General features: G+C 62.8%; 22 protein-coding genes. 9 read left to right on the forward strand and 13 right to left on the reverse strand.

Translation table 11 applies throughout. From position 1 onward, the window contains the following. Nucleotides 1-286 precede the first annotated feature (286 nt). The 10 genes from ftsH to C816_RS08915 all read right to left on the reverse strand — a co-directional run bounded on the left by ftsH (nt 287) and on the right by C816_RS08915 (nt 10,045). The gene (gene ftsH / locus C816_RS08870) at nt 287-2,149 is read right to left on the reverse strand and encodes an ATP-dependent zinc metalloprotease FtsH (RefSeq protein ID WP_016322055.1); all 1,863 of its coding nucleotides are present in this window, start codon (nt 2,147-2,149) and stop codon (nt 287-289) included. A gap of 73 nt (nt 2,150-2,222) precedes the next feature. After that, nucleotides 2,223-2,417, reverse strand: a complete 195-nt coding sequence (locus C816_RS08875; protein ID WP_016322056.1) for a hypothetical protein — start codon at nt 2,415-2,417, stop codon at nt 2,223-2,225. A gap of 16 nt (nt 2,418-2,433) precedes the next feature. Continuing rightward, nucleotides 2,434-2,985: a hypoxanthine phosphoribosyltransferase gene (gene hpt, locus C816_RS08880; protein ID WP_016322057.1), complete on the reverse strand. Its 552-nt coding sequence runs from the start codon at nt 2,983-2,985 to the stop codon at nt 2,434-2,436. Beyond that, complete coding sequence (gene tilS, locus C816_RS08885; RefSeq protein WP_016322058.1) at nt 2,982-4,349, reverse strand: tRNA lysidine(34) synthetase TilS; 1,368 nt, start codon at nt 4,347-4,349, stop codon at nt 2,982-2,984. Before tilS ends, hpt begins: the two co-directional genes overlap by 4 nt. After that, on the reverse strand, nt 4,333-5,685 hold the full coding sequence (gene dnaB / locus C816_RS08890; protein WP_016322059.1) for a replicative DNA helicase: 1,353 nt from the start codon (nt 5,683-5,685) through the stop codon (nt 4,333-4,335). Before dnaB ends, tilS begins: the two co-directional genes overlap by 17 nt. Nucleotides 5,686-5,777: 92 nt before the next feature. After that, nucleotides 5,778-6,227 carry a 50S ribosomal protein L9 gene (rplI, locus tag C816_RS08895; protein WP_016322060.1) on the reverse strand — a complete coding sequence of 150 codons (450 nt, stop codon included), beginning with the start codon at nt 6,225-6,227 and terminating at the stop codon, nt 5,778-5,780. A gap of 103 nt (nt 6,228-6,330) precedes the next feature. Continuing rightward, the gene (locus C816_RS08900) at nt 6,331-6,567 is read right to left on the reverse strand and encodes a hypothetical protein (RefSeq protein ID WP_016322061.1); all 237 of its coding nucleotides are present in this window, start codon (nt 6,565-6,567) and stop codon (nt 6,331-6,333) included. Nucleotides 6,568-6,630: 63 nt separating this feature from the next. Further along, complete coding sequence (locus C816_RS08905; RefSeq protein ID WP_016322062.1) at nt 6,631-6,852, reverse strand: hypothetical protein; 222 nt, start codon at nt 6,850-6,852, stop codon at nt 6,631-6,633. 11 nt (nt 6,853-6,863) lie between these two features. Then, on the reverse strand, nt 6,864-8,858 hold the full coding sequence (locus C816_RS08910; protein ID WP_016322063.1) for a DHH family phosphoesterase: 1,995 nt from the start codon (nt 8,856-8,858) through the stop codon (nt 6,864-6,866). Between the two features lie 158 nt (nt 8,859-9,016). Then, nucleotides 9,017-10,045: a LacI family DNA-binding transcriptional regulator gene (locus C816_RS08915; protein WP_016322064.1), complete on the reverse strand. Its 1,029-nt coding sequence runs from the start codon at nt 10,043-10,045 to the stop codon at nt 9,017-9,019. A gap of 509 nt (nt 10,046-10,554) precedes the next feature. Here C816_RS08915 and C816_RS22655 point away from each other — a divergent pair. Together C816_RS22655 and C816_RS08920 are read left to right on the forward strand one after the other, a co-directional pair. Beyond that, a complete protein-coding gene (locus C816_RS22655; protein WP_242832177.1) occupies nt 10,555-10,719 on the forward strand; it encodes a DUF3781 domain-containing protein in 165 nt (54 codons plus the stop codon). 109 nt (nt 10,720-10,828) lie between these two features. Next, nucleotides 10,829-11,389, forward strand: a complete 561-nt coding sequence (locus C816_RS08920; RefSeq protein ID WP_016322065.1) for a YdeI/OmpD-associated family protein — start codon at nt 10,829-10,831, stop codon at nt 11,387-11,389. Between the two features lie 77 nt (nt 11,390-11,466). On the opposite strand, the gene C816_RS08925 is transcribed toward C816_RS08920, so the two are convergent. Further along, nucleotides 11,467-12,000 carry a GNAT family N-acetyltransferase gene (locus C816_RS08925; RefSeq protein WP_016322066.1) on the reverse strand — a complete coding sequence of 178 codons (534 nt, stop codon included), beginning with the start codon at nt 11,998-12,000 and terminating at the stop codon, nt 11,467-11,469. Nucleotides 12,001-12,258: 258 nt separating this feature from the next. On the opposite strand from C816_RS08925, the gene C816_RS21755 reads away from it, so the two are divergent. Then, nucleotides 12,259-13,764 carry an S-layer homology domain-containing protein gene (locus C816_RS21755; protein WP_016322067.1) on the forward strand — a complete coding sequence of 502 codons (1,506 nt, stop codon included), beginning with the start codon at nt 12,259-12,261 and terminating at the stop codon, nt 13,762-13,764. A 78-nt stretch (nt 13,765-13,842) separates the two neighbouring features. On the opposite strand, the gene rpoN is transcribed toward C816_RS21755, so the two are convergent. After that, nucleotides 13,843-15,183, reverse strand: coding sequence for an RNA polymerase factor sigma-54 (gene rpoN, locus C816_RS08935; RefSeq protein WP_016322068.1), 1,341 nt, complete (start codon nt 15,181-15,183; stop codon nt 13,843-13,845). Beyond that, nucleotides 15,180-16,616 carry a sigma-54 interaction domain-containing protein gene (locus tag C816_RS08940; RefSeq protein WP_016322069.1) on the reverse strand — a complete coding sequence of 479 codons (1,437 nt, stop codon included), beginning with the start codon at nt 16,614-16,616 and terminating at the stop codon, nt 15,180-15,182. The genes rpoN and C816_RS08940 overlap by 4 nt, the downstream gene beginning before the upstream one ends. A gap of 430 nt (nt 16,617-17,046) precedes the next feature. Between C816_RS08940 and C816_RS08945 the strand changes: the two genes are divergently transcribed. The 6 genes from C816_RS08945 (at nt 17,047) to acrA (ending at nt 24,763) form a co-directional block, all read left to right on the forward strand. Then, complete coding sequence (locus tag C816_RS08945) at nt 17,047-17,847, forward strand: enoyl-CoA hydratase-related protein (protein WP_016322070.1); 801 nt, start codon at nt 17,047-17,049, stop codon at nt 17,845-17,847. Between the two features lie 54 nt (nt 17,848-17,901). Next, nucleotides 17,902-19,458, forward strand: coding sequence for an acyl CoA:acetate/3-ketoacid CoA transferase (locus C816_RS08950; protein WP_016322071.1), 1,557 nt, complete (start codon nt 17,902-17,904; stop codon nt 19,456-19,458). Nucleotides 19,459-19,644: 186 nt separating this feature from the next. Further along, entirely contained in the window at nt 19,645-21,120 is a 1,476-nt protein-coding gene (locus tag C816_RS08955; RefSeq protein WP_016322072.1) for a 4-hydroxyphenylacetate 3-hydroxylase family protein, read from the forward strand. 352 nt (nt 21,121-21,472) lie between these two features. After that, nucleotides 21,473-22,612, forward strand: coding sequence for an acyl-CoA dehydrogenase (locus C816_RS08960; RefSeq protein WP_016322073.1), 1,140 nt, complete (start codon nt 21,473-21,475; stop codon nt 22,610-22,612). Between the two features lie 222 nt (nt 22,613-22,834). Next, complete coding sequence (gene acrB / locus C816_RS08965) at nt 22,835-23,635, forward strand: acryloyl-CoA reductase electron transfer subunit gamma (protein ID WP_016322074.1); 801 nt, start codon at nt 22,835-22,837, stop codon at nt 23,633-23,635. Between the two features lie 18 nt (nt 23,636-23,653). After that, entirely contained in the window at nt 23,654-24,763 is a 1,110-nt protein-coding gene (acrA, locus tag C816_RS08970) for an acryloyl-CoA reductase electron transfer subunit beta (protein ID WP_016322075.1), read from the forward strand. Nucleotides 24,764-24,823: the final 60 nt, after the last annotated feature.

Here is a 24,823-nt window from a genome sequence, read left to right on the forward strand (position 1 = left end):
TAATACACAGAAAGAGAGGGGACGTTTTCCCGCCGCCCTCTTAAAATGTCCGCATTGCGCAGGCTTTATGTCTTTATATAGCGGACAAAAACCGATATGGACCAAAACGGAACCTGAGAACTGTCCACAAGTCACGGACAGTTATTTTCGTGATTTTGATGAAAGCGCCCCGCGGAGGCCGGCGGTTTTTTCATATTTTAGCGGCTCTCCGCAGTGTTTTCCCGCCCTGTCCGCAAAAGCGGAGCCGCCCGCGCTGTATGCGCGGGCGGCTGAAAAGGAAACTTCTTTACTCCGCGGACGGCTCCGTCTCGCCGAAGACGGCCAGAAAGGCATCCCGCTCCATAGTCTCGTTCTCCAGGAGGTACCTTGCCACCGTCTCCAGCTTGTCCCGCTGCCGGCGCAGGATGTCCTCACAGCGCTCATAGGCGGCAGACAGCAGGGCCCGGACCTCGCCGTCGATCTGGGCGGCCACGGCCTCGGAGTAGCTGCGGCCCTGGCTCATGGTGCGGCCGATGAACACCTCGTCGTGGCCGGAGTCAAAGGAGACCGTGCCGATCTTCTCGCTCATGCCGTAGGACGCCACCATCTTCCGGGCGATGGCGCTGGCCCGCTGAATGTCGTTGCTGGCTCCGGTGGAGATGTCCCCCAGGCACAGCTTCTCCGCCGCCCGGCCTCCCAGCAATGCCACGATCTGGTCCTCCATATACCGCTTGGAGAGGTAGGAGCGGTCCTCCTCCGGCAGAGAGATGGTCATGCCGCCGGCCTGTCCCCGGGGGACAATGCTGATCTGGCTCACCGGGTCGTGGTCCGGCAGAACGTGCATCACCACGGCATGACCCGCCTCATGGTAGGCGGTCAGCTCCCGCTCGTGCTGGGGGATGACACGGCTCCGCTTCTCCGGTCCGGCGATGACCTTGATCTCCGCGTCTTTCAGGTCCTGCATGGCGATGAAGCGCTGGTCCTTCCGGGCGGCCAGCAGGGCCGCCTCGTTGATGAGGTTCTCCAGGTCCGCGCCGGTGAAGCCGGCGGTGCCCCGGGCCAGCTTGCGCAGGTCCACGTCCTCGGAGAGGGGCTTGCCCTTGGCGTGGACTTTCAAAATGTCCTCCCGGCCCTTGATGTCCGGCAGGCCCACGTAGATCTGCCGGTCAAACCGCCCGGGGCGCAGCAGGGCGGGGTCCAGTACGTCGGCGCGGTTTGTGGCTGCCAGGACTACCACGCCCTCGTTGGCGGCAAAGCCGTCCATCTCCACCAGAAGCTGGTTCAGGGTCTGCTCGCGCTCGTCGTGTCCGCCGCCCACGCCGGTGCCCCGCTGGCGGCCCACGGCATCGATCTCGTCGATGAAGACGATGGCGGGGGAGGTCTTTTTGGCCTGGTCGAAGAGGTCCCGGACCCGGCTGGCGCCCACGCCCACGTACAGCTCCACAAAGTCGGAGCCGGAGATGGAGAGGAAGCCCACACCGGCCTCCCCGGCCACGGCCTTGGCCAGCAGGGTCTTGCCGGTGCCCGGCGGGCCCACCAGCAGCACGCCCTTGGGGATGCGGGCTCCCAGGTCGAGAAAGCGCTGGGGATCTTTCAGGAACTCCACGATCTCCTGGAGCTCCTCCTTCTCCTCGTCGGCCCCGGCCACGTCCTCAAAGGTGACCTTCTTGTCCTTCTCGGTGAGGGTGCGGGTGTGGGCCGTGCCGAATTTGGCCATCCGGTCCGGCCCCATGCCGCCGCCCTGGGCGCGGAAGAGGAAGAGATACCCCATCAGTCCCACGGCGACGAGAATCAGCAGCCCCGGCAGCAGAAGCTCCAGCCAGTTGGTGGTCTCCGGCGGCGGGTAGTTGTAAGAGGTGATAATGCCCCGCTCCGCCTGCGCCAGCACCAGGTCATTCAGGTCGGCATAGAAGAGATCAACGCTGTACAGGCGGTAGCGGAGAGTCTTGGAGCCGTCGTCCCGCTCCTCCCGCAGGGTCATGGTCAGGTTGTTGTTTGCGTCAATGGTGAAGCTCTCCACCTTCTCCTGGACAAAGAGCTGCCGCATCTGAAAATAGTCCAGCTGGGCGGAGCGGGTCTCCGCCTGCCAAACCCAGCTGACGCAGAGCACAATAATCAGCGCCAGGAAGACGAGGCTGAAATTGTTGGTGATCCGGTTATATCTGCTCAATCAGGTCCCTCCTTTGGGGATAAATCGCTCTGGGGGCTGTCCCCGCCGGGCGGTTTATGGAATGCGGGTCGTCTCAGGGAATCAGGCCCCGGTCCCGGGCCAGGGCCTCGACGCTCCGGTCATAGGCGGCCTCCCCCTCCGGGGAGAAGAAGCAGCCGGGTACGCCCTCGCCGTGGTCCCGGTGGTGGGCAACGCATTCGCAGCACTTGCCGCGGCGGGGGCAGTCATAGGTGCAGGGGCAGGGCCGGGTGTTGGTACAGCCGCTCATTGTAACTCTCCTTTTCTCAGCCGGCGTAGACCTCCGGCTTTAATACGCCGATGTAGGGGACGTTGCGGTACTCCTGGCAGTAGTCCAGGCCATAGCCCACCACGAACTCGTTGGGCACCTCGAAGCCGGCGAAGTCCGCGGTGATGGCCTTGGTGCGGCGGGAGGGCTTGTCCAGCAGGGTGACGATGGTGATGGAGGCCGCCCCCTTGGTCAAAAAGTAGTCCTTCAAAAAGGCCAGGGTGCTGCCGGAGTCCAGAATGTCCTCCACGATGATGAGATCCCGGCCGGTGATGTCCTGCTGGAGGTCGTGGTTGATCTTCACCCGGCCGGAGGAGACGGTGGCGTTTTCGTAGGAGCTGACGGCGATGAACTCCACGTCGCTCTTGAGCTGGCAGGCCCGGACCAGGTCCGCCATGAACACGAAGGAGCCTTTCAGCACCCCCAGGAACAGGGGACGCCTGCCCTGGAACCGCTCGTAGATGGCCTCACCCAGCTCGGCAATCCGTTTTTGCAGCTCCTCCTCGGTAATCAGAACTTTCAGAATATCCTTTTCCATCTCGCTTCTCATGATCCATCCGCCTCTCTATTGTGTTCAATTTTAATAAACCGGACGGCGCTTCCCTCCGGCAGGAATTCCTGATCCACACCCAGCCGCCACACGGCAGCCAGCCTTCCATTGATATAAACGGCGGGCAGACGGTCCCGTTCTTCCAAAGTGATGCGCTTGTCCAGGCACAGCCGCTTGACGCTCCGCGCCCCCCGGCTTCCCGGCAGGGCCAGCCGGTCCCCCGGTACGCAGGGAGCCGCCTTTACCTCCCAGTTTTCGCAGATCGTCCTGTCCCGCAGGGCCATCCCATGGCCCTCTGGGTGGTCCAGAAGCGTCAGCGTATAATCTCCCCACCGGACGGGCTGGTCCGGCACAAGCGGGATCTCCGTCAAGGGCTGAGGCCGGGTCTCCAGAATCAGCCGCCTCCGGCAGTACCGGGCGGTGACGCCGTGGGGCAGGCTGATGCGGCTCTCGTTCCCCTGCCCGGTCCGTCTGCACATATCCAAAAGCGCGTTTACATGCGCCGCCCCGATGTCCCTCCGGCCCACGCCCAGCAGGTCGAACAGCCGCAGAAGCATACGGGGCCGGACCGCCTCCGGGGCGCCGAATATCGCCTCGCAGGCCAAATTCACCCGCCCCTCCCGCACCTCCACATGGGCGGTGCGCTCCGCCGCGTCCCGCTCCAGGGAGTCGTCGATGCTTCGGAGCCGCTCCGCGGTCCCGCAGATGTGCTCCACCGCCCGGGGATTCAGCTCCTTCAAAAGCGGCATCACCTGGAGCCGCAGACGGTTCCGGCTGGCGGCGCTTGGGTCGGCATTGGTTTCGTCCTCCACATGGGGGATGTTCCAGGCGGCGGCGTAGTCCTCCAGCTCCGCCCTTGTCACATCCAGCAGGGGGCGCAGGATCATGTCCCGCTGGCGTTCCATCCCCGTCAGACCCTTGAGGCCCGTGCCCCGGAGCAGGTTCAGAAGGACAGTCTCGGCGTTGTCGTCGGCGTGGTGGGCGGTGCAGATATAGCTGCATCCCTCCGCCTCTGCCGTCCGGCGGAGGAAATCGTAGCGCATGTTCCGGGCGGCCTCCTCAACGCAGAGGCCCTTTTCCCGGGCGAGCGCCCCGACGTCCCCCCGGCCCACGGCCAGGGGAATGTTCCACTGGGCGCAGATCTCTCGGACGAAGGCCTCATCCCGGTCCGCCGCCGCTCCCCGCAGCCGGTGGTTGAAGTGGGCGGCAATCACGCGCCCTCCCCGGGCTTTGCTCCACCCGTCCAGCATGTGCAGCAGGCACATGGAGTCCAGCCCACCGGACACGGCGCAGAGCGCCGCCTCCCCCCGCTCCGGCAGGACCGCACAGGGGGCCCGCTCCAGCAGCTCAGTCCTCGTCGTCATAGCGCTTGTCCAGCGTGGAGAACTGGGTGTACTCCGGCATCCACCGCAGCTCCACCTTGCCGGTCTCGCCGTGGCGGTTCTTGGCAACTATACATTCCGCAATATTATGCTTTTCCGAATCCTCATTGTAATAATCGTCCCGGTACAAAAACAGCACAATGTCCGCGTCCTGCTCAATGGCGCCGGACTCCCGCAGGTCCGAGAGCATGGGGCGCTTATCGTCCCGCTTCTCATTGGCGCGGGAGAGCTGGCTGAGGCAGATCACCGGCACATCCAGCTCCTTGGCCATGATTTTCAGCATCCGGGACATATCGGACACCACCTGCTGGCGGTTCTCGCCGCCCCGGGTCTGGCCGCCGGCGGAGGTCATCAGCTGCAGATAGTCAATGACCACCAGCCCCAGGTTGTCCAGCCGGCGGCACTTGGCGTTCATGTCCGCCACGGACAGCATGGGGTTGTCGTCAATCCGGATGTCCACCCGGTTCAGGATCGTGGCGGCCCCGGCGATCTTCTCCCAGTCGGTCTCCCGGAGGCAGCCGGTTTTCAGGCGGTTGTTCTCCACCAGAGCCTCGGTGCTGAGAAGCCGGGAGGCCAGCTGCTCCCGGGACATCTCCAGGGAGAAGACGGCCACGGTCTTCTGGTTGTTCTTGGCCACGTTCAGCGCCAGATTCAGCGCCAGGGAGGTCTTGCCCATGCCGGGCCGGGCCGCCAGCAGGATCAGGTCGGACTTGTTCAGTCCCGTGATCTTCTGGTCAATGGCGGAGAGGCCCGTGGAGAGTCCCGGCAGGTGGTTCTCGCTCTCCCCCATTTCGCTGAGGCGGTCCAGCACCTCCGGCAGCACCTGGCGCAAAGGCACCATGTCCTGAGCGGACTGGCCCCGGCGAACGGCGTAGACCTTCTGCTCCGCCGCCTCCAGGATCTCGGCGGCCTCGCCCACGCCCTCCTGCACCAGGGCCGTGATCTCCGCCGCCGCCTGGGCCACGCCCCGCAGAAGGGCCTTGTCCCGGACAATGGCGGCGTACTCCATCACGTTGGCGCTGGTGGGGGTGATCTCCATCAGCTGGGCGAGATAGGAACGGGTGGTCTGGTCGTCGTAGGCGCCGCTCTTGCGCATCTCCTCGCAGACGGTGATGCCGTCGATGGGCTTGGCGTAGGTGAACATGGAGTAGATGGTCTCAAAGATCTCCCGGTTCTGCCGCAGGTAGAAGTCGGCGGGCCGGAGCTTGTCCATCACGTCCTTGACGCAGTCGGCGTCGATGAGCATGGAGCCCAGCACCGCCTGCTCACCCTCCAGGCTGTGGGGCATCTGGCGGAGGAGAAGATCCTCGTTTGGCAACGAAAACACCACCCTTTTCTATTCGATATGATAGAACCCAAAAATCGCCGGCCATTGGAAGGACAGGCCGCCCAGGGGGGCGGCCCCTGCGGTCACTTCTCCTCGTAGACCGACACGTAGACGGTGCCGCTGACCTCGAAGCCCAGCTTGGCCTTCACCTGGTAGCTGCCAAAGGCCTTGATGGGGTCCTCCAGCACCAACTTCTGCTTGGGCACGTCGATGCTGTACTGCTTCATCAATCCCTCGGAGATCTCCTTGGTGGTGACGGCGCCGAAGAGCTTGCCATTGCTGCCGGCCTTGGCGGTAAGCTTCACCTGGCACTCCTTGAGCTTTTCGGCGATGTCCTCCGCCTCGGCCTTCATCCGGGCCTCCTCGGCCTTGCGGGCCTTTTCCTTGAGATTCATGGTGTTGATGGCGTCCGCCGTGGCGGGGATGGCCATCTTCCGGGGCAGAAGGAAGTTCCGGGCGTAGCCCTCGGAGACCTCCACCATCTGGCCCTTCTTGCCCTGGCCCTTCACGTCCTGCTGTAAAATGACTTTCATTGCTTATTTCTCCTTATTTCTGAAATCGTTTTTGTTTGAGTGCCCGGACCTGTCTTTTCAAGCGCCCGGCCAGACGGCGTTCAGCGCCTGTGAATACAGATTCTCACTGCTGATCGTGTTCACACTCCCTGCCCTCCAGCTCCTGAACCCGCTTCTCCAGGGCCTCCAGCTTTTCGCTCTGGGCCGCAAAGGCGCTGATCAGCACCGCCAGAATGAGGGCAATGAATACCAAAAAGGCGTAAAAATGGCGGGAGAGGTCCAAAAGCACGGAGCCGCCGAAAAACATAAACACAAATACCAGTACCAGGCAGATGAAAAATGTCATCAGAAATTTCTTCATAACAGCTCCTCCTTCTCGCCTTTCAAAATAGAAAGAAACTACGCTCCTGGAGGCTGTGTCCCCTCATTCCGCACTCTCTCGGCCCTCCAGATCCTGAATGCGCCTTTCCAGCTCCTCCTGCTTTTTCCTCTGGGTTTCGAGGATATTGACGAGGACGCTGATGGGCGCTGCCAGCGCAAGGACAACCAGCAGCAAAAGCCCAACCCCTCCGAAGAGCGCACCCAGCAGCATGACCCCGCAAATCAGCGTCAGGCAGATGAAAAAGGCGGCGAAAAAGACCTTCATGACGTTTCCCCCTATTTCTCAAAATAGGCGTCAATGGCCGCCACCAGCCGGGTCCGCACGTCCAGGATGTCGCCGTTTTCAACGCACCCGCCGGCGGTGGTGGAGTTGCCGCCGCCCCCCAGGGCCTCCAGCACCACCTGGACGTTGACCTCCCCCAGGGACCGGGCGGACATCAGCACGTTCTCCCCGTTGCGGTAGAGCACGAAGGAGGCCTTCACCCCCTTGAGGGTCAAAAGCTCATCGGCCGCCTGGGCCGCCGCCACCCGGTCCACCCCCTCCTGGGGCACCACGGAGACGGCGATGTCCCCCCGGTAGAGCTCCGCCCTGCGGACGATGTCGTACCGGGAGACCATGTCGTTGAGATCGTTCTGGAACAGCCGCTGCACGTCCGCCGTGTCGGCCCCGGCCCGGCGGAGGAAGGCCGCCGCCTCAAAGGTGCGGCCCCCGGTGCGGAGGGTGAAGTGCTTGGTGTCCAGCACGATGCCGGCAAGCAGGGCCTCCGCCTCCCCCCGCATGAGGTCGGCGGGCTCGATGAGGTACTGCAAAAGCTCCGTCACCAGCTCCGAGGCGGAGGAGGCGTAGGGCTCGTGGAAGCTGAAAGCGGCGTTTTCGATGTAGGTGGCGGCCCGGCGGTGGTGGTCGATGACCGCCACGCGGTTGCAGGCGTCCAGCACCTGGGGACTGTCCACCAGCTCCGGGCGGTTGGTGTCCACCACCACCAGGAGGGCCCCCGGCTGCATCTTCAAAAAGGCCTCGCCGCCGGAGATGAAGGTGTCCGCGTACTCCGGCATGGAGCGGACCCGCTCCAGCAGGGCCTCCGAGGCGTTATGCTCCAGGTCCATGACGATCTGGGCCTGCTTGCCCCGCTTCCGGGCGGCGCAGCAGATGCCCACCGCCGCGCCCACGGCGTCCATGTCGGCATAGCTGTGGCCCATGACGTAGATCTGGCCCGCGTCGGCCATCAGCTCGCTGAGGGCGTTGGCCATGACCCGGGACTTGACTTTGGTGCGCTTCTCCGTGGCTTTGGCCCTGCCGCCGTAGAAGGCAAAGTCCACCTTGCCCCGGACCACCGCCTGGTCGCCGCCCCGGCTGAGGGCCATCTCCAGGGAGAGGTTGGCGTTTTTCAAAAGCTCCGAGAGCGTAGCGCCGTCCTTGCCGATGCCGATGGACAGCGTGGGGGGGACGCCCTCCGCCGCCTTGATGTCCCGGATGGTGTCCAGCACGGAGAATTTCTCCTCCACGAAGTGGTCGTAATGCCGCTCCTCAAAGAGAAAGAGGTAGCGGTCCCGCTCGGTCTTGAGCAGGATGCCGTCGCTGCCGGCGGCCCACTGGTCCAGCTTCTCGTCGATCTGGGCCAGAATGCCGCTGCGCTGGGTGTCGGCGCAGGCCTTCATGAGGTCCTCGTAGTTATCCACCATCAAAAGGGCCAGCACGGGGCGGGTGGCGGTGTAGGCCTCCCGCAGGGCGTCGGACTCGGTGACGTCCACCCAGTAAGTGGTGGCCACCAGGTTCTGCTCGCCGCTGCGGCTCTTGGCCCGCACCAGACTGCCGTAGACCCGGAAGCGGCGGCCGTTCATCGCCACCCGCTCCGGGCACTCCTGCTTGCCCTCCAGCAGCCACTGGACGGGGCAGTTCGGCACCGCGTCCTCCACCCGCATCTCAAAGAGGTGCTCCCGCACCCCGGCCAGCTGGAGGAAGTCCTCGTTGCTCCAGATGACCTCTCCGGTGTCCGGCCGGAAGACCATGATGGGCAGGGGGGAGTGGATGAGGGTGGACTTGCTGGCGGTGTCCACGCTGCCGGTGACGCTGTCGATGTACTGTAAGATCCCCTGGCGGCGCTTTTTGTTGGCCTGGGAAAAATAGGCGTACAGCGCCGCGGTGACGCAGGCCTCCGCCAGGGCCAGCAGGGGATTCACCGCCAGGGCCAGCAGGCAGAACAGGGCCATGCACAAAAAGTACAGCTTTAAGTTGGGCTCCAGCATACGGGAGAGTTTTTTGTTGTTCATGGCGAAGCTCCTAAATACACAAATACAATAGATATATCAGTATACCAGTTTTGTCCGAAATAAGCAACTGCCAAAACCGCGGAAAGGCGCAAAATTCAAAATGACCGGACGGGACAGAAGCTGAACGCCCGCCGGGGAATTCCCGGCGGGCCCGCTCGTTATTCCACGGTCTCTGCGTTGAGAATGGTACTGGAGGGATAGTAATACTCCCGCTCCGGACCACGGCGCTCCAGAACGGTGCCGAAGAGAACGGACAGCGCCTGATAGCTCTGGTAGGGCAGGTTCTGGTCGATGGAGAAATCCACCAGCCCCTCCTTCAAAAACCGCCGGATCTCCGGGCTGTTGTCGTGGGCCAGGACCCGCACCTGCTCGGCGCGGCCCGTCCGGCGCAGGGCCTCCACGCAGCCGGGAACACTCTGGGTGGCCATGTAGATATACCGCAGTCCAGACTCCGTCTCCAGCGCGTGGGACACGGCCTCCAGGGTCTTTTCGTAGCTGTCGTGGGTGGCGGCCACCAAAAAGGCGTCCCGGGAGAAGCCCCGCTCCGCCAGGCGCTCAAAAAATCCGTCGGCTCGGGCTTTATGGCCCACATACTCCAGGCCGGAGTAGGCCAGCAGCACCTTGTCCCCGGGGCGGAGGAATTTGGAGGCAATCTCCCCCGCCACCCGTCCGGCGTGGTGGGCGTCCTCCCCCACATAGCACAGCCGGGGGGCATGGGGAACATCGGAGTTGAACGTCACCACCGGGATCTGAAGCCCGGCCAGCTGGCGGAGCCGCTCGCAGACCTCGCCGCAGTCCGAGCCGCACAGGGCCACGCCGTGGACATGCTCCCGGGACGCCTGGTCCAGAAGCTGGAGGCAGCCCGCCGTGTCTCCGTGGGGATAGCGCAGCACCTCCACCGAGAGGTTGTAGTCCCGCCGCTCCTCCAGGAAGCGGCTCACGCCGTCGGCCATGGCGTCCTGAATATAGGGGCCCCACTCCGGCTGGATCACGGTGAAGCGCCGGGCCGTGCCGCTGGTAGCCAGGGCGCTGGCCATGCGGTTGGGACGGTAGTCCAGCTCAGCCATCACGGCCAGCACCCGCTCCCGCACCTCCGCCTTGACATAGGGGCGGTCGTGGAGCACCCGGTCCACCGTGCCGATGGAAACCCCCGCCCGCTCCGCGATCATCTTGATGGTGGCCCGCATGAAAACGCCTCCTTGGAAAATTCGATACTGAAATCATATGAAATTTTCCCGCGCTTGTCAAGCTCTGCCGGAAGGCGCGCCTGTTGGGAGAGACGGGAGCGCCCGCCGCCTTTGCCGCCGCTTGGAGGTTGAAAACCGATCCAAATCCGCCTTGACATTCCAATATGACTGCGGTAAAGTGAGAACATTCAACCGAAAACCGAATTTGACAGCAATCCGCAAAACCGCTGTATTCACAGGCAGCGAGCGCAGTCCGGACGGGTCTGATCGCGCCGTTCTTCGTCAGATTTTCTTGAAATACATCCAGTATTCCTGCGAAAATTTCCCTCGGCCGGTGTGAGAATTCCTCGCCCATCCAATATTTTCCACTTATGAATACAGCCTCTCATATACAGAAAACCTTTTTGAAACGCGGCGGTATTAAAATGAATCCATTAGGCCTTGTTTGAAAACATCGACAAACTTCTACAACGGAGCTGGGTGCGGAACGCATAGAGCAGAACCTGCAGATTGAAACAGACTGCGTTGTTCAATGGATCAAACAGCGCATTCCGGATAAAGACCCACAATTTGAAAAAATCGAAAAAAATTGGTACATAACGGCAGGTCACTGCAGAACAGCCGTGAACGCACACAGTTATACCATTATCACTGTGCATAAAGTCAGGGAATGACACGGCAAAAGATCACGGCACACCAAAAGCAGGGGTTGAGAAGCCGAAGTCGCAAACGAAAATCGGGAGTTTTCTGCAGATACGGCCGCCGGAACGGGAGGAGCGCGTCATGAGCGATTTAATGGAATTTGCCAGCAGAGAAGAGTTCCGGAAATGGCTCTGCGATCACTGCTTGTCAAGCGCCGGCGTCTGGCTTCTATTCGGCAAGGCCGGCGGGCCGAAAACAATAACGGCGGGAGAGGCCCTGGAAGAGGCGCTCTGCTTTGGCTGGATTGACGGTCAGATGCAGCGCATTGACGCTCAGACCTATCAGAAATATTTCTCCCCGCGCAGGGAGAAGAGCAAGTGGTCGGAGAAAAACAAGGCGCTGGTCAAGGACCTGGAGGAACGGGGACTGATGACCGATTTCGGCAGAAGAAAAGTACAGGAAGCCAAGGAAAACGGCCAGTGGCACGCGCCGAAGCCCCCGGCGGTTACAGAGGAGCAGATCGCCTGCCTGTCCGCGCTGCTGGAGCGCTTTGAGCCCGCCTTCACAAACTTTCAGGCTATGCCGCCGTCGGTGAAGAAGACCTACGCGCGGGCGTATTTCGACGCCAAGACGGACGCCGGGCGGGAAAAACGGCTCGCCTGGATGGCGGACCGGCTCAATAAAAACTTAAAACCGATGTAGTGTTTCCCGCCCTGCGGGCATACAAATAGATCAGGCCGCGTTTGACCGGCGGAGTGCCGGACGCGGCGGAGCGAATGTTATCCAGGCTCCCGCAGAACTTTTTCGTAGAGATTGTACCATGGAAGCCCGTACTTCTCATATCCAAGGCTGACCGTTCCAACATATTTATATCCGCATTTTTTATATAAGCTCTCGGCGGAGATATTCCCCTTGGCGACGTCAAGCCTGATGCTTCTGCATCCCTCTTTTCCGGCAAGCTTCTCCGCCTGATCCAGCAGCATTTTCCCGATTCCCAATCCTGTGAAATCCGGATGTACTGCAAGCGTATAAATTACATATATATTGTCATAGCTGCTCTCCGTGAGCCATCCGGCGTTTTCGTACCCCTCCTCCGGCCTATGGCGGAGGAGCACCGTCCCGACTATTTTCGCATCATTTTTTATGACGTACAAAGCGCCATCCTTGATTCCCGCGCGCGCGTCATCCACCGTCGGATATACCCCTTTTTTCCACCCGGGATAATTTTCATGCGCGCACAAATCATCACACACCGCATCATAAAGGCTGCTTATTTCAAGAAGATCTGCCGCTTCCGCCCTTGTGAAAATCATCTTCTCACTTCCTATCCCCGCAGACTGCGGTTTGTCCTTCCGATTGATTGCAGCAGGGGCTCCGTTCAATTTGTCTCCGTACAGCCGCCGGCGCTTTGAGGGGCGCGTCCTCTTCGCAGATTTTATGCAGGGGCCGCAGGCCAAAACCGCGAATGGTAAAACGCAGTCGGACGTTTCCCGCTTTCAGCGGGATTTGACGAATCGCGAAGGATTTGATATAATTCCCATATCTGTTTTCTCAAAGGAGACTGAACGGTTATGAAACAACAACTGCATCGAGCAATTGCCTGTCTGGCACTGTGCGCCCTGCTGGCGGGGGCCGTCCCCCCGGCCTCCGCCGCAGGCCAGTTCCAGGACGTGCCCGCCTCCCACCCGGCGGCGGAGGCCATTCAGCGCTGCGTGGAACTGGGCTTTTTCCAGGGAGAGAGCGCCGCGCGGTTCGGCGTGGGCCACTCCATCACCCGGGGCGCCTTTGTGGTGGCGGCCAGCCGCTTTTTCGGCTGGGACACGAAAAATGTGTCCAAGACCCCCACCTACTCCGACGTACCCGCCGGCACCTGGTGCTACGGCGCCGTGGAGGCCGCCGCGGCCTGCGGCGCCTTGTCCAGCCAGAGCGGCACCTTCCGTCCAAACGACGCCATCACCCGGGAGGAGCTGGCGGTGCTGCTGGTGCGGGCGCTGGGGTACGAGACCGTCGCCGCCCTGGCCCAGGATCTGGCCACGCCCTTCCGGGACGTGCGGACCAACCCGGGGTACATCGCCATGGCCTATGACTTCGGCCTGGTCAGCGGCGGCACCCGCACCCAGTTCTCCCCCGACGAGCCCGCCGCCCGGGAGGACGTAGCCGTCATTCTCATGGAGCTCTACGACAAGCTTCACGCCCCCGCCGCCCGGAGCATCGGCATCGCCAGTTCCGAGGCGGATTTGCCGGATCTGGCCGGCTATGAGACGGTGGCCATCTCCGCCGGCCGGCTGATGTGCGCCGGCAAGCCCTCGGTGCCCATCACCATGGAGGCCGGGAGGATTACCGCTTTGCAGGAGACGATCCGCCAGGCGGGAGCCAAGGCGTTTTTGCACGTGGTGGGGGGACCCACCGCCCTGAACGGGGATACGGATGAGACCATGTCGGTGCTGGCGGAGGCCGTGGAAAAAGGCGGCTATGACGGGCTGCTGCTGGATCTGGAGAAGCTGAAAAGCACCCAGGAGAGCGCCATGAGCCGGCTGATGCGGGCGCTGCGGCCCGCTTTGGACGGAAAGCCTCTCTACGTGATCGCCGACGCCCCCGCCTGGGACGGCACGGCCTACGAGGGCTATAACTACGGCCTGATCGGCGAGAATGTGGACTGCCTGATTCTGCGCGTCTCCTCTCACAAGGGCCTCTCGGGGGACTTCCCCACCGCCCCGGTGGAGCCCCTGGAGGAGGCGTACTACGCCCTGGGCGAGCTGCGCGGCGTCATCGACGGCGACAAGCTGGCCCTGCTGGTGTCCACCGATGGAACTTTGTACCTGGGCGGCCGGGAGTCCGGCGGCATCTCCCAGGCGGAAATCCGAAAGCTGCTGACGGCGGATGAGACGAAGGCGTACTACTCCACCCGCTACGACTGCGCCTACGCCTCCTCCGTCTACGAAAAGCGGGAGGCCGTGGTCTGGTATCTCAACGACCGCGCCATCGAGGCCCGGGCCCGGCTGGCGGGGCTGTTCGGCGTGACCCGGCTCTGCATGGCGGATCTGAACGACCTGCCGGCGGTGATGCCGGAAACCTGAGACAGAAAACGCACTGCCCCCGGCGGGATATGAAGAATCATATCCCGCCGGGGATTTTATGTGCGCGGCGCAGCCGGCTCACCGCCTCCTGCCAGAGGAGGAGGGGAGGCGCAGCTCCATGCGGTATTTGGCCACCGTGCGGCGGGCCACCCGGACGCCGTCCTCCGCCAGCAGCTCGCACAGCCGCTGGTCGCTGAGGGGCCGGCGGGGGTCCTCATTTTGCACCAGGGCCAAAAGCCTCTGCTTCACCGCCTGCCGGGAGGGGCCCTGCTCCCCCACGGCCCGGCTGAAAAAGTACCGCAGGGGATAGGTGCCCTGGCGGCACTGGAGATACTTGTCCCGGGCGGCCCGGGAGATGGTGGAGGGGTGCAGCTCCAGCGCCTCCGACAGCGAGAGGAGGCTCATGGGGGCCAGCTCCCCGGTCTCCCCGGCGAAGAAGGGACGCTGGGCCTCCAGAATGGCGTCCGCGCAGCGGCGGAGAGTACCGCCCCGGCGGTCCAGGCTGGTGAGGAGCCACTTGGCCTGCTGCATCTTCTGGCGGAGGTAGTCCCGGGTCTCCTTCTCGTCGGAGTCCTTCAAAAGCCGGGTGTAGTAGGAGCTGATGGAAATTCTGGGAAGATAGTATTCGTTGAGGACGGCTGTCAGGACCCCGTCCAGCTCCACAATGAACACATCGGGCCGGACGTAGACCGCCGGCTCCGCCGGCTGGAAGGCCCGCCCCGGATGGGGGTCCAGGGAGGAGATGACCTTCTCCGCCGCCTGGATCTCCGCCGCGGAAAGGCCCAGCTCCCGGGCGATGGGGCCGTAGTGCTTCTTTCCCAGCTCCGGCAGAAATCGGGCGGCGATGTCCATCACCGCCGGGGAGACGTTCTCCCGCCGGGCCAGCTGCAGCAGCAAACACTCGGAGAGATCCCGGGCCCCCACGCCGGCGGGGTCCAGGGACTGGACGGTGTCCAGAGCCTGCCGGATCAGCGTGTCCGGAATTTTCAGCTCCCGCAGGCCGTCCAAATCGGCATCATCCAGATAACCGTCCTCATCCACCATTTCCGCGATGTACTTGGACAGGGCCAGCAGGGGCTTTGGCAGGCGCATGCGCTCCAGCTGGTCCCGGAGGAAGGCCGCCAGGCTCTCCAGCTCACGGTCCGCCGCCCCCCGCTCCGGCGGGGCGTTTTCGGCGTGGGCGAAGGTGGCGCCATACACGCCGCCGTCAATCCAGCTGGCCTTTTGCCGCAGCTCCTCATAGGCGTCCCGGAGGGAGGGGGCGTCCTCCGGCTCCAGCAGGGGGTTCTCCTCGGTGAGGCGTCCCAGGTACTCCAGCAGCTCCTGGGAGTTCATCTGCAGAATCTCCATGGACTGGAGCAGCTGGGGGGACAGCTTGAGCTGCTGGCGCAGCTCGGCTTTTAACGAGACCAGGCTCATGTGCGGGCCTCCTTTCCGGCGTATTTGGCGATCTTTCGGGCAGCGGTTGCCTGGGAGATGCCCAGCTCCTTCGCAACCGCCACCGTGGTGCCGCAGCGGCCGTAGGACTCCCGGATGATCTGGCCCTCGTAGGCCTCCATCCGCTCCGCCAGGGTGCCGCTCCGCGCGGGCGGGGAAATGGCATGTGCCGGCTCCCCGGCGTACTCCGGCGGCAGGTGGATCAGATCAATCACCGGGTCCTGGACGGTGATGGCCATGCGCTCCATCAGGTTTTCCAGCTGGCGGACGTTGCCGGGCCAGTGGTACTGCTCCAAAAAGGCCATGAGGCGGGGGCTGAGGGTCAGGGCGCTGCCGTACTCCTGGCAGAACCGGGAGAGGAACTGGTGGGCCAGGGGGAGCACGTCCTCCGTCCGCTGCCGCAGGGGCGGAATGTGCATCCGGATGACGTTGAGCCGGTAGAAGAGGTCGGAGCGGAAGGCGCCCCGGTGCACCGCGTCCTCCAGGTCCCGGTTGGTGGCCACCAGCAGCCGGAAGTCCAGCTCGATCTTCCTGGTGCCGGAGAGGCGCTCAATGGTCTTCTCCTGGATCAGCTGCAAAAGCTTGGACTGGATATGGGGGGGCAGCTCGCCGATCTCGTCCAGGAAGAGAGTGCCGCGGTTGGCCAGCTCGATTTTTCCGATCTTGCCCGTGGAGGCCGCCCCGGTGAAGGCCCCCTTCTCATAGCCGAAGAGCTCCGACTCGATGAGGTTCTCATGGAGCACCGCGCAGTTGACCTCGATAAAAGGACCGGCGGCCCGGCTGCTCATGGCGTGGATGGCCTTGGCCACGGCGCTCTTGCCCACGCCGGTCTCCCCGGTGATGAGGATGTTGGCCTTGGTGTTGGCGGTGTTCTGCATCAGGGTCAAAAGCCGCTGCATGGGCTGGCTCTTGAAGACCAGGCTGGTCTCGGTGGCCCGGAGGCGCAGCTCCGCAATCTCCTGGGAGTACTGCAGCAGGGAGTCCTGCATGCTGCGGTAGTTGCGCTGAATGCTGTTGATCTGCTCCATGGACACCGTGTTGAAGCACATCACATATTTCAGCTCCCCGCCCGCGTCAAAGAGGGGAATGCCCACAGTCATCACGTTTTTGTGGATGCGGTTGATGGTCTGGGTGGTGGTGATCTTCTGCTTCTGGCGGATAACGTCCGCCGTGATGCAGGGGACAAAGGTGCCGTCCGCCTCCAGGTCAAAGGCGGAGCGGCCCACAATAGAGTTGTGGGTGAAGCCGAAGTTCTTCTCGTAGGTCTCGCTGACCCGCAGAATGATGCCCTTGGCGTCGGAGAGCATCATGTCGTCCGCCAGAACCAGGTTGTTCTCAGGACTGATGATGTCAAAGAGGCTCTTAAGGTTGATGTCCTCCTCAAAGGCGTAGGGCAGGGCGGGGATCTGGGGCATAACGGACAGCTCCTTTCCGGTTTGGTGCGGCGGGACGGTCTTCTATTCATTTTTGAGTATACCATATTCAAAAATGAATAGAAAGAGGAAATGAGTGGAAAATCTGTGTGCGGAATAGCCAAAATTTCGACCTGGATTTATACCCTGCGGCAAAATCCGACGCCGGAGGGCCGGACTGCAGGCATCTTCAGCTCTATTCAAAAATGAATAGAGCCGTCGCGATCCGGCGGATCATTGGAAAATCAAGGAAAAAACAGGGTGTGCTTTATGGCGGGAGCCTGTCCCGCATTGTGGAATGTGACAGAAATGGCCGCCGCTTTCCAGCAAAACGGACTTGAAATATGGTACAGAAATTGCTATTATTCTTAACAGCAAAAGCGCGCCGCGGCAAAAGGCGGCGGGACATACCAATATTTAAGGAGGAGCTATCATGTATCAGACCGTTCGCTACGAGAAGAAGGACAACATCGGCATTGCCACCATCAACCGCCCCGAGGCGCTGAACGCCCTCAACTCCACTGTCGTGGGAGAGCTGGAGCAGCTGATTTCCGAGGTGGAGAAGGACACGGAGCTGCGGGCCTTTATCCTCACCGGCGAGGGCCGTTCCTTCGTGGCCGGCGCAGACATCGGCGAGCAAAAGCCCATGGACGTGGCCCAGGGCCGCAAGTGGGGCCAGCGGGGCAGCGCCCTGTTCCGCCGCATCGAGAAGCTGGAGATCCCCACCATCGCCGCGGTGAACGGCTTCGCCCTGGGCGGCGGCTGTGAGATCGCCATGAGCTGCGACATCATTCTGGCCGCCGGTCCCAACGCCGAGGGCAAGGGCGGCGCCAAGTTCGGCCAGCCCGAGGTGGGCCTTGGCATCACCCCCGGCTTCTCCGGCACCCAGCGCCTGCCCCGCCGTGTAGGACTGGCCAAGGCCAAGGAGCTGATCTTCTCCGGCAAGGTCATCGACGCCGCCGAGGCCAAGGCCATCGGCCTGGTGAACGAGGTCTATCCCCTGGAGCAGCTGATGGACGCCGCCATTGCCATGGCCCAGTCCTTCGCCGTCAACGCTCCTATCGCCGTGAAGTACTCCAAGGCATGCATTGACCGGGGCATGCAGATGGACATTGACGACGGCATTGCCCTGGAGAACGAGCTGTTTGCCATGTGCTTTGCCACCGAGGACCAGAAGGAGGGCATGGGCGCCTTCCTGGAAAAGCGCAAGGAAAAGCACTTCCAGAACAAATAAAGGCTGTAATAGCAGCCAAAAACACACCTATCATCAATCGAGGAGTGGAAAACCATGAAAAAAGTTCGTGTGATCTCCGCTGAGGAGGCCGCGCTGCTGGTCAACGACGGCGACACCATCTCCACCGGCGGCTTCGTCAGCTGCGCCTGCCCCGAGGCGCTGTCCACCGCCCTGGAAAAGCGCTTTGTGGAGACCGGCCACCCCAGGGACCTGACGCTGTTCTTCGCCGCGGGCCAGGGCCACCGGGACGGCACCGGCGGCGACCACTACGGCCACGAGGGCATGGTCAAGCGGGTGGTGGGAGGCCACTGGGACCGGGCCCCCAAGCTGGGCGACCTGGCCCTGGCCAACAAGATCGAAGCCTACAACCTGCCCCAGGGCGTCATCACCCACATGTACCGGGACATCGCCGCCCACAACATCGGCACCATCACTCACGTGGGCCTGTACACCTTCGCCGACCCCCGCAACGGCGGCGGCAAGCTGAACACCTGCACGAAAGAGGACCTGGTAAAGCTCATTGAGATCGAGGGCGAGGAGCGCCTGCTGTACAAGGGCTTCCCCATCAACGTCTGCTTCCTCCGGGGCAGCTACGCCGACGAGTACGGCAACTGCACCGTACATAGGGAGATCGGCCCTCTGGACGTCACCGCCCAGGCCCAGGCCACCAAGAACTCCGGCGGCAAGGTCATTGTCCAGGTGGAGAAGATCGTCCAGGGCGGCTCCCTTGACCCCAAGCTGGTGAAGATCCCCGGCATCTACGTGGACGCCATCGTGGTGGGCTCCATCGAGGACAATATGCAGTGCCTGGGGATGCCCTACGACGGCGCCCTCACCGGCGAGTTCCGCATCCCCGTGGACGCCATCCCCCCCATCCCCCTGGACGCCAAGAAGATTCTGGCCCGCCGGGCGGCCATGGAGCTGCCCCAGGACGCCATTGTCAACCTGGGCACCGGCGCGCCGGAGAAGATCGCCAACGTGGCGGCGGAGGAGGGCATCTCCGACAAGCTGACCCTCACCGTAGAGGCTGGCTCCATCGCCGGCGTGCCCTACGGCGGCACCCAGTTCGGCGCGGCGGCCAACTCCATGGCCATTCTGGACCACAACGTCCAGTTTGACTTCTACCAGGGCGGCGGCCTGGACGTGGCCTTCCTGGGCCTGGCGGAGACGGCCCCCAACGGAGACCTGAACGTGTCCAAATTCGGCACGCGCCTGGCGGGCGCCGGCGGCTTCATCGACATCACTCAGAACGCCAAAAAGGTGGTCTACTGCGGCACCTTCACCGCCAAGGGCCTCAAGACCGAGTGCCGGGACGGCAAGCTGGTCATCACCCAGGAGGGCGCCAAGAAGAAGTTTGTCAACGAGGTGGAGCACATCACCTTCTCCGGCGTATACGCCAACAAGGTCCACCAGCCGGTGCTGTATGTCACCGAGCGGGCCGTCTTTGAGCTCCGCCCCGAGGGCGTGACGCTGATTGAGATCGCCCCCGGCATCGACCTCCAGACCCAGGTGCTGGACCAGATGGAGTTCATGCCCAAAATCGCCGAGGATCTGAAGCTCATGGACGAGCGCATTTTCAAGGATGAGCTCATGGGCCTTGCCAACGACTAAAGTATAAAAGTTTCGCGCAAGCCTTTTCAAAGGCTTGCGGGGTGCAGGGGCAGCGCCCCTGCACCCCGCAGGGCGCGGGATTCCCCCAAAAGAGGCAAAAACACAGCGTCTCTGCCGCAAAGCGGCAGACAGCGTCCCTCAATAGAAGATAAAAGCCCCCCAAGAACAAAAAGGAGGACCAATCAAATGGCCTTAATGACCGCCAACGAGTATGTGGAGAGCCTGCGGAAGCTGAACACCCGGGTCTACATGTTCGGCGAAAAAATCGACAACTGGGTGGACCACCCCATGATCCGCCCCTCCATCAACTGCGTGGCCATGACCTATGCCCTGGCCCAGGACCCCCAGTACGCGGACCTGATGACCGTAAAGTCCAGCCTGACGGGCCACACCGTCAACCGCTTCACCCACCTGCACCAGTCCACCGAGGACCTCATTAACAAGGTGAAGATGCAGCGTCTGCTGGGCCAGAAGACCGCCAGCTGCTTCCAGCGCTGCGTGGGCATGGACGCCTTTAACGCCGTCTACTCCAGCACCTACGAGATCGACGAGAAGCACGGCACCCGCTACCACGAGAACTTCAAGAAGTTCCTCACCTTCGTCCAGGACAACGACCTCACCGTGGACGGCGCCATGACCGACCCCAAGGGCGACCGGTCCAAGTCCCCCAGCCAGCAGGCGGACCCGGACATGTACGTCCACGTGGTGGAGCGCCGGGAGGACGGCATCGTGGTCTCGGGCGCCAAGTGCCACCAGACCGGCTCCATCAACAGCCACTGGCACATCTTCATGCCCACCATCGCCATGGGCGAGGCGGACAAGGACTGGGCCGTCTCCTTCGCCTGCCCCACCGACGCCGAGGGCATGTATATGATCTACGGCCGCCAGTCCTGCGACACCCGCAAGCTGGAGGAAAACGCGGACATCGACGTGGGCAATGCCAAGTTCGGCGGCCAGGAGGCCCTGGTGGTGCTGGACCATGTGTTCATCCCCAACGAGTACATCTTCTTAAACGGCGAGTATGAGTTCGCCGGCATGATCGTGGAGCGGTTCGCCGGCTACCACCGCCAGAGCTACGGCGGGTGCAAGGTGGGCGTGGGCGACGTGGTCATCGGCGCCGCGGCCCTTGCCGCCGAGTACAACGGCGTGGAGAAGGCCAGCGCGGTGAAGGATAAGCTCATTGAGATGACCCACCTGAACGAGACGCTGTACTGCTGCGGCATCGCCTGCTCCAGCCAGGGCGCTCCCACCAAGGCGGGCAACTACCAGATCGACCTGCTGCTGGCCAACGTCTGCAAGCAGAACGTGACCCGCTTCCCCTACGAGATCGTGCGCCTGGCGGAGGACATCGCCGGCGGCCTGATGGTCACCATGCCCAGCCAGAAGGACTTCGACTCCGACACCGTAGTGGGCCGGAACGGGGAGACCATCGGCGAGATCTGCAAGAAGTTTTTCGCCGCCCGGGAGGGCGTCTCCACCGAGGACCGCCAGCGGATCATGCGCTTCCTGGAGAACATGTGCCTGGGCGCCGCTGCAGTGGGCTACCGCACGGAGTCCATGCACGGCGCAGGCTCGCCCCAGGCCCAGCGGATCATGATCGCCCGCCAGGGCAACATCCAGGGAAAGAAGCAGTTCGCCAAGGACATCGCGGGCATTCAGTAAGCCGCTCCCCGGGCCCCCGCGCCAAGCCCGGCCAAGCGGTCCGCGCATGGAGAGGGAATGCCGCACCCGCAGGCGCGTCTCGGAGGCCAACCGCCGCGAAGCGGCGGCTCTCAGGCCGGAGCTGAGCGGGCGGAGTCCTCGCCGCAAGGCGGGGCCGGAACGGAATTCCTTCCGCGGAGCGAACAGAGAAATTTTTCCGGAAGCAAATCTCGGAAAAACGTCTAATCTTATGATCCCGGACCAACCCCCGGGGCAAAACTCGGGGGTTGTCCTTTTCACGCAAAAATCGAGAAAATTTAGGCAAAAATGTACAAAAATCCCTCAGAAAATTGTAATAAGGAGAGAACATCACATGGATTTCAATCTGAGCCGTGAGCACCAGCTGATTCGGAAGATGATGGCGGAATTCACCGAGAACGAAGTGAAGCCCATCGCCGCCGAAACCGACCTCAACAGCGAGTATCCCCGGGAGAACATCGAGAAGCTCTTTGACCTGGGCGTCATGGGCATGTGCGTACCCAAGGAGTACGGCGGCACCGGCGCGGACCCCCTGGCCTCCGCCATCTGCATCGAGGAGCTGAGCAAGCAGTGCGCCTCCACCGGCGACATCGTGGCCACCCACAACGGCCTTTGCTGCGACCCCATCCTCACCCACGGCACCGAGGAGCAGAAGAAGAAGTACCTCCCCATGCTGACCACCGGCCACAAGGTGGGCGCCTTCGCCCTGACGGAGCCCAACGCCGGCTCCGACGCCTCCAAGGGCCAGACCGAGGCCCGGCTGGAGGGGGACCACTACGTGATGAACGGCTCCAAGATCTTCATCACCAACGGCTACGTGGCGGACGTCTTCGTGGTCTTCGCCATGACCGACAAGACCAAGGGCACCAAGGGCATCTCCGCCTTCATCGTGGAGTCCTCCTTCCCCGGCTTCTCCGTTGGCAAGCACGAGGTGAAGATGGGCCTCCACGGCTCTCCCACCGCCGAGATCGTGTTCACCGACTGCATCGTGCCCAAGGAGAACATGCTGGGCCGCGAGGGCAAGGGCTTCTCCATCGCCATGCAGACCCTGGACGGCGGCCGGATCGGCATTGCGGCCCAGGCTCTGGGCATCGCCGAGGGCGCTTTGAATGAGGCCAAGGAGTACACCAAGGGCCGCGTTCAGTTCGGCAAGCCCATCAGCAAGTTCCAGAACACCCAGTTCACCTTCGCGGACATGGAGCTGGGCTGCGAGGCCGGCCGCCTGCTGACCTATCAGGCCGCGGTCCTCAAGGGCCAGGGCGTGCGCTACACCAAGGAGGCCGCCATGGCCAAGCTCTTCTGCTCCGAGCACGCCATGAAGACCACCACCAAGGCGCTGCAGATGTTCGGCGGCTACGGCTACACCAAGGACTATCCCATGGAGCGCATGATGCGGGACGCCAAGATCACCGAGATCTACGAGGGCACCTCCGAGGTCCAGCGCATCGTCATCTCCGCCAACATGGGCCTGTGATACTTTCTTGAAAGAAAGTATCCAAAGAACTTTCGCGCGCTCCGGCAGTCCGGCAATCAACCGGGCTGAAGCGGCGGCAACGTTTAACTTCTCTCTGCGCAGAAAGTTTCTCTGATCCCGGCAAGACTTTTGTACGGCAAAATTGACAGCCATGACCGGCTGTCGTGAGCACAGAAAGGGATCTGCCCTGGGATTCAAAATAAATTTGGAGGAAAAACAAGTATGAAGATCATTGTTTGCGTCAAGCAAGTACCTGATACCTCCGGCAAGGTGGCCGTCAATCCCGACGGCACGCTGAACCGGGCTTCCATGCAGACCATCACCAACCCCGACGACATGAACGCCGTGGAGGCCGCCCTGAAACTGAAGGACGCCGCCGGCTGCAAGGTTATCGTTGTCACCATGGGCCCGCCTCCCGCCGCGGGGATGCTGCGGGAGCTGATGGCCATGGGCGCCGACGAGGGCGTGCTGGTGTCCGCCCGCGAGTTCGGCGGGTCCGACACCTACGCCACCTCCCAGATCCTGGCCGCGGCCATTGACACCATCGGCGTGGAGAAGGGAGACATCGTCATGTGCGGCCGCCAGGCCATCGACGGCGACACCGCCCAGGTGGGCCCCCAGATCGCCGAGAAACTGGGCCTGCCCCAGGTGACCTACGCCGCCGACATCCAGAAGGACGGGGAGAACATCACCGTCAAACGGATGCTGGAGGACGGCTACATGACCATCAAGGTCCAGACTCCCTGCCTGCTGACCTGCATCAAGGAGCTCAACAACCCCCGCTACATGTCCATCGGCGGCATCTACGCCACCTACTCCAAGCCGCTGGAGACCTTCGACTACGAGAAGCTGAAGGACCACAGGCTCATCGACGCCGCCACCATCGGCCTCAAGGGCTCTCCCACCAACATCTTCAAGAGCTTCACCCCGCCCCAGAAGGGCGCCGGCATGATGCTGGAGGGCGACGGCAAGGAGACCTGCGAGCAGCTGGCCGGGATTCTGGCCAAGAAGCACATCATCTGAGAAAGGGGATAAACGATTATGTCTAATTTCAACAGCGCGGATATTGCTGCTTTCAAGGATGTATGGGTGTTCTGCGAGCAGCGCGAGGGCAAGCTGATGCCCACCGATTTTGAGCTGATCTCCAAGGGCCGCGACCTGGCCAACGAGCTGGGCGTGAACGTCTGCGGACTGCTGCTGGGCGGCAAGGGCATTGAGGCTGCCGCCAAGGAGCTGGGCGGCTACGGCGCGGACAAGGTCTATGTCTGCGAGGACGAGAAGCTGGCCGTCTACAACACCGACGCCTACGCCAAGGTCATCTGCGACGTCATTGAGGAGCTCAAGCCCGAGGCGTTCCTGATCGGCGCCACCAACATCGGCCGCGACCTGGCCCCCCGCTGCGCGGCCCGCCTCCACACCGGCCTGTGCGCCGACTGCACCCACCTGGACATCGACGTGGCCAACTACATCCAGTTCCTGCGTGAGAGCAGCACTCTGGACGTGGACGGCCAGAAGTGGGACATGGAGGACCGGAACCTGAAGATGACCCGTCCCGCCTTCGGCGGCCACCTGATGGCCACCATCATCTGCCCCCGCTTCCGTCCCTGCATGGCCACGGTCCGTCCCGGCGTTATGAAGAAGAACGCCTTCGACCAGGCCAAGGCCGCCGCCTGCGTCATTGAGAAGCCCGCCTTCACGTTGTCCGACGCGGACATCCACACCGAGGTCACCGAGGTGGTGAAGGCCGCCAAGAAGCTGGTGGACCTGATCGGCGCGGACTTCATCGTGTCCGTGGGCCGCGGCATCAGCAAGGACGTGGAAGGCGGCATCAAGCTGGCCGAGGAGCTTGCCGCCGAGCTGGGCGGCGTCGTGGGCGGCAGCCGCGCCACCATCGACAGCGGCTGGCTCAGCGCCGACCATCAGGTGGGCCAGACCGGCAAGACCGTGCACCCCAAGGTGTACATCGCCCTGGGCATCTCCGGCGCTATTCAGCACAAGGCCGGCATGCAGGATTCCGAGTGCATCATCGCGGTGAACAAGAACGACACCGCCCCCATCTTCGAGATTGCCGACTACGGCATCTGCGGCGACCTGTTCAAGGTCACCCCCATGCTCACCGAGGCCATCCGCGCCGCCAAGGCCGCGAAGTAAGGATCTGGATTCACAATTGAAAACACCGTCTGGCCGGGGAGTTTCCCCCGGTCCGGGCGG

This window comes from Oscillibacter sp. 1-3, assembly GCF_000403435.2.
Classification (GTDB): domain Bacteria; phylum Bacillota; class Clostridia; order Oscillospirales; family Oscillospiraceae; genus Oscillibacter.

Excerpts from the sequence above, each read along its gene's own strand:
- C816_RS08900 (WP_016322061.1), bottom strand. The coding sequence starts at position 6,567 with ATGAAGAAATTTCTGATGACATTTTTCATCTGCCTGGTACTGGTATTT.
- rplI (WP_016322060.1), bottom strand. The coding sequence starts at position 6,227 with ATGAAAGTCATTTTACAGCAGGACGTGAAGGGCCAGGGCAAGAAGGGC.
- acrA (WP_016322075.1), top strand. The coding sequence starts at position 23,654 with ATGTCTAATTTCAACAGCGCGGATATTGCTGCTTTCAAGGATGTATGG.
- C816_RS21755 (WP_016322067.1), top strand. The coding sequence starts at position 12,259 with ATGAAACAACAACTGCATCGAGCAATTGCCTGTCTGGCACTGTGCGCC.
- C816_RS08910 (WP_016322063.1), bottom strand. The coding sequence starts at position 8,858 with ATGAACAACAAAAAACTCTCCCGTATGCTGGAGCCCAACTTAAAGCTG.
- rpoN (WP_016322068.1), bottom strand. The coding sequence starts at position 15,183 with ATGAGCCTGGTCTCGTTAAAAGCCGAGCTGCGCCAGCAGCTCAAGCTG.
- C816_RS08950 (WP_016322071.1), top strand. The coding sequence starts at position 17,902 with ATGAAAAAAGTTCGTGTGATCTCCGCTGAGGAGGCCGCGCTGCTGGTC.
- hpt (WP_016322057.1), bottom strand. The coding sequence starts at position 2,985 with ATGAGAAGCGAGATGGAAAAGGATATTCTGAAAGTTCTGATTACCGAG.
- C816_RS08945 (WP_016322070.1), top strand. The coding sequence starts at position 17,047 with ATGTATCAGACCGTTCGCTACGAGAAGAAGGACAACATCGGCATTGCC.
- C816_RS08925 (WP_016322066.1), bottom strand. The coding sequence starts at position 12,000 with ATGATTTTCACAAGGGCGGAAGCGGCAGATCTTCTTGAAATAAGCAGC.
- C816_RS08960 (WP_016322073.1), top strand. The coding sequence starts at position 21,473 with ATGGATTTCAATCTGAGCCGTGAGCACCAGCTGATTCGGAAGATGATG.
- C816_RS08940 (WP_016322069.1), bottom strand. The coding sequence starts at position 16,616 with ATGCCCCAGATCCCCGCCCTGCCCTACGCCTTTGAGGAGGACATCAAC.
- C816_RS08920 (WP_016322065.1), top strand. The coding sequence starts at position 10,829 with ATGAGCGATTTAATGGAATTTGCCAGCAGAGAAGAGTTCCGGAAATGG.
- C816_RS08905 (WP_016322062.1), bottom strand. The coding sequence starts at position 6,852 with ATGAAGGTCTTTTTCGCCGCCTTTTTCATCTGCCTGACGCTGATTTGC.
- C816_RS08955 (WP_016322072.1), top strand. The coding sequence starts at position 19,645 with ATGGCCTTAATGACCGCCAACGAGTATGTGGAGAGCCTGCGGAAGCTG.
- C816_RS08875 (WP_016322056.1), bottom strand. The coding sequence starts at position 2,417 with ATGAGCGGCTGTACCAACACCCGGCCCTGCCCCTGCACCTATGACTGC.
- C816_RS08915 (WP_016322064.1), bottom strand. The coding sequence starts at position 10,045 with ATGCGGGCCACCATCAAGATGATCGCGGAGCGGGCGGGGGTTTCCATC.
- tilS (WP_016322058.1), bottom strand. The coding sequence starts at position 4,349 with ATGACGACGAGGACTGAGCTGCTGGAGCGGGCCCCCTGTGCGGTCCTG.
- acrB (WP_016322074.1), top strand. The coding sequence starts at position 22,835 with ATGAAGATCATTGTTTGCGTCAAGCAAGTACCTGATACCTCCGGCAAG.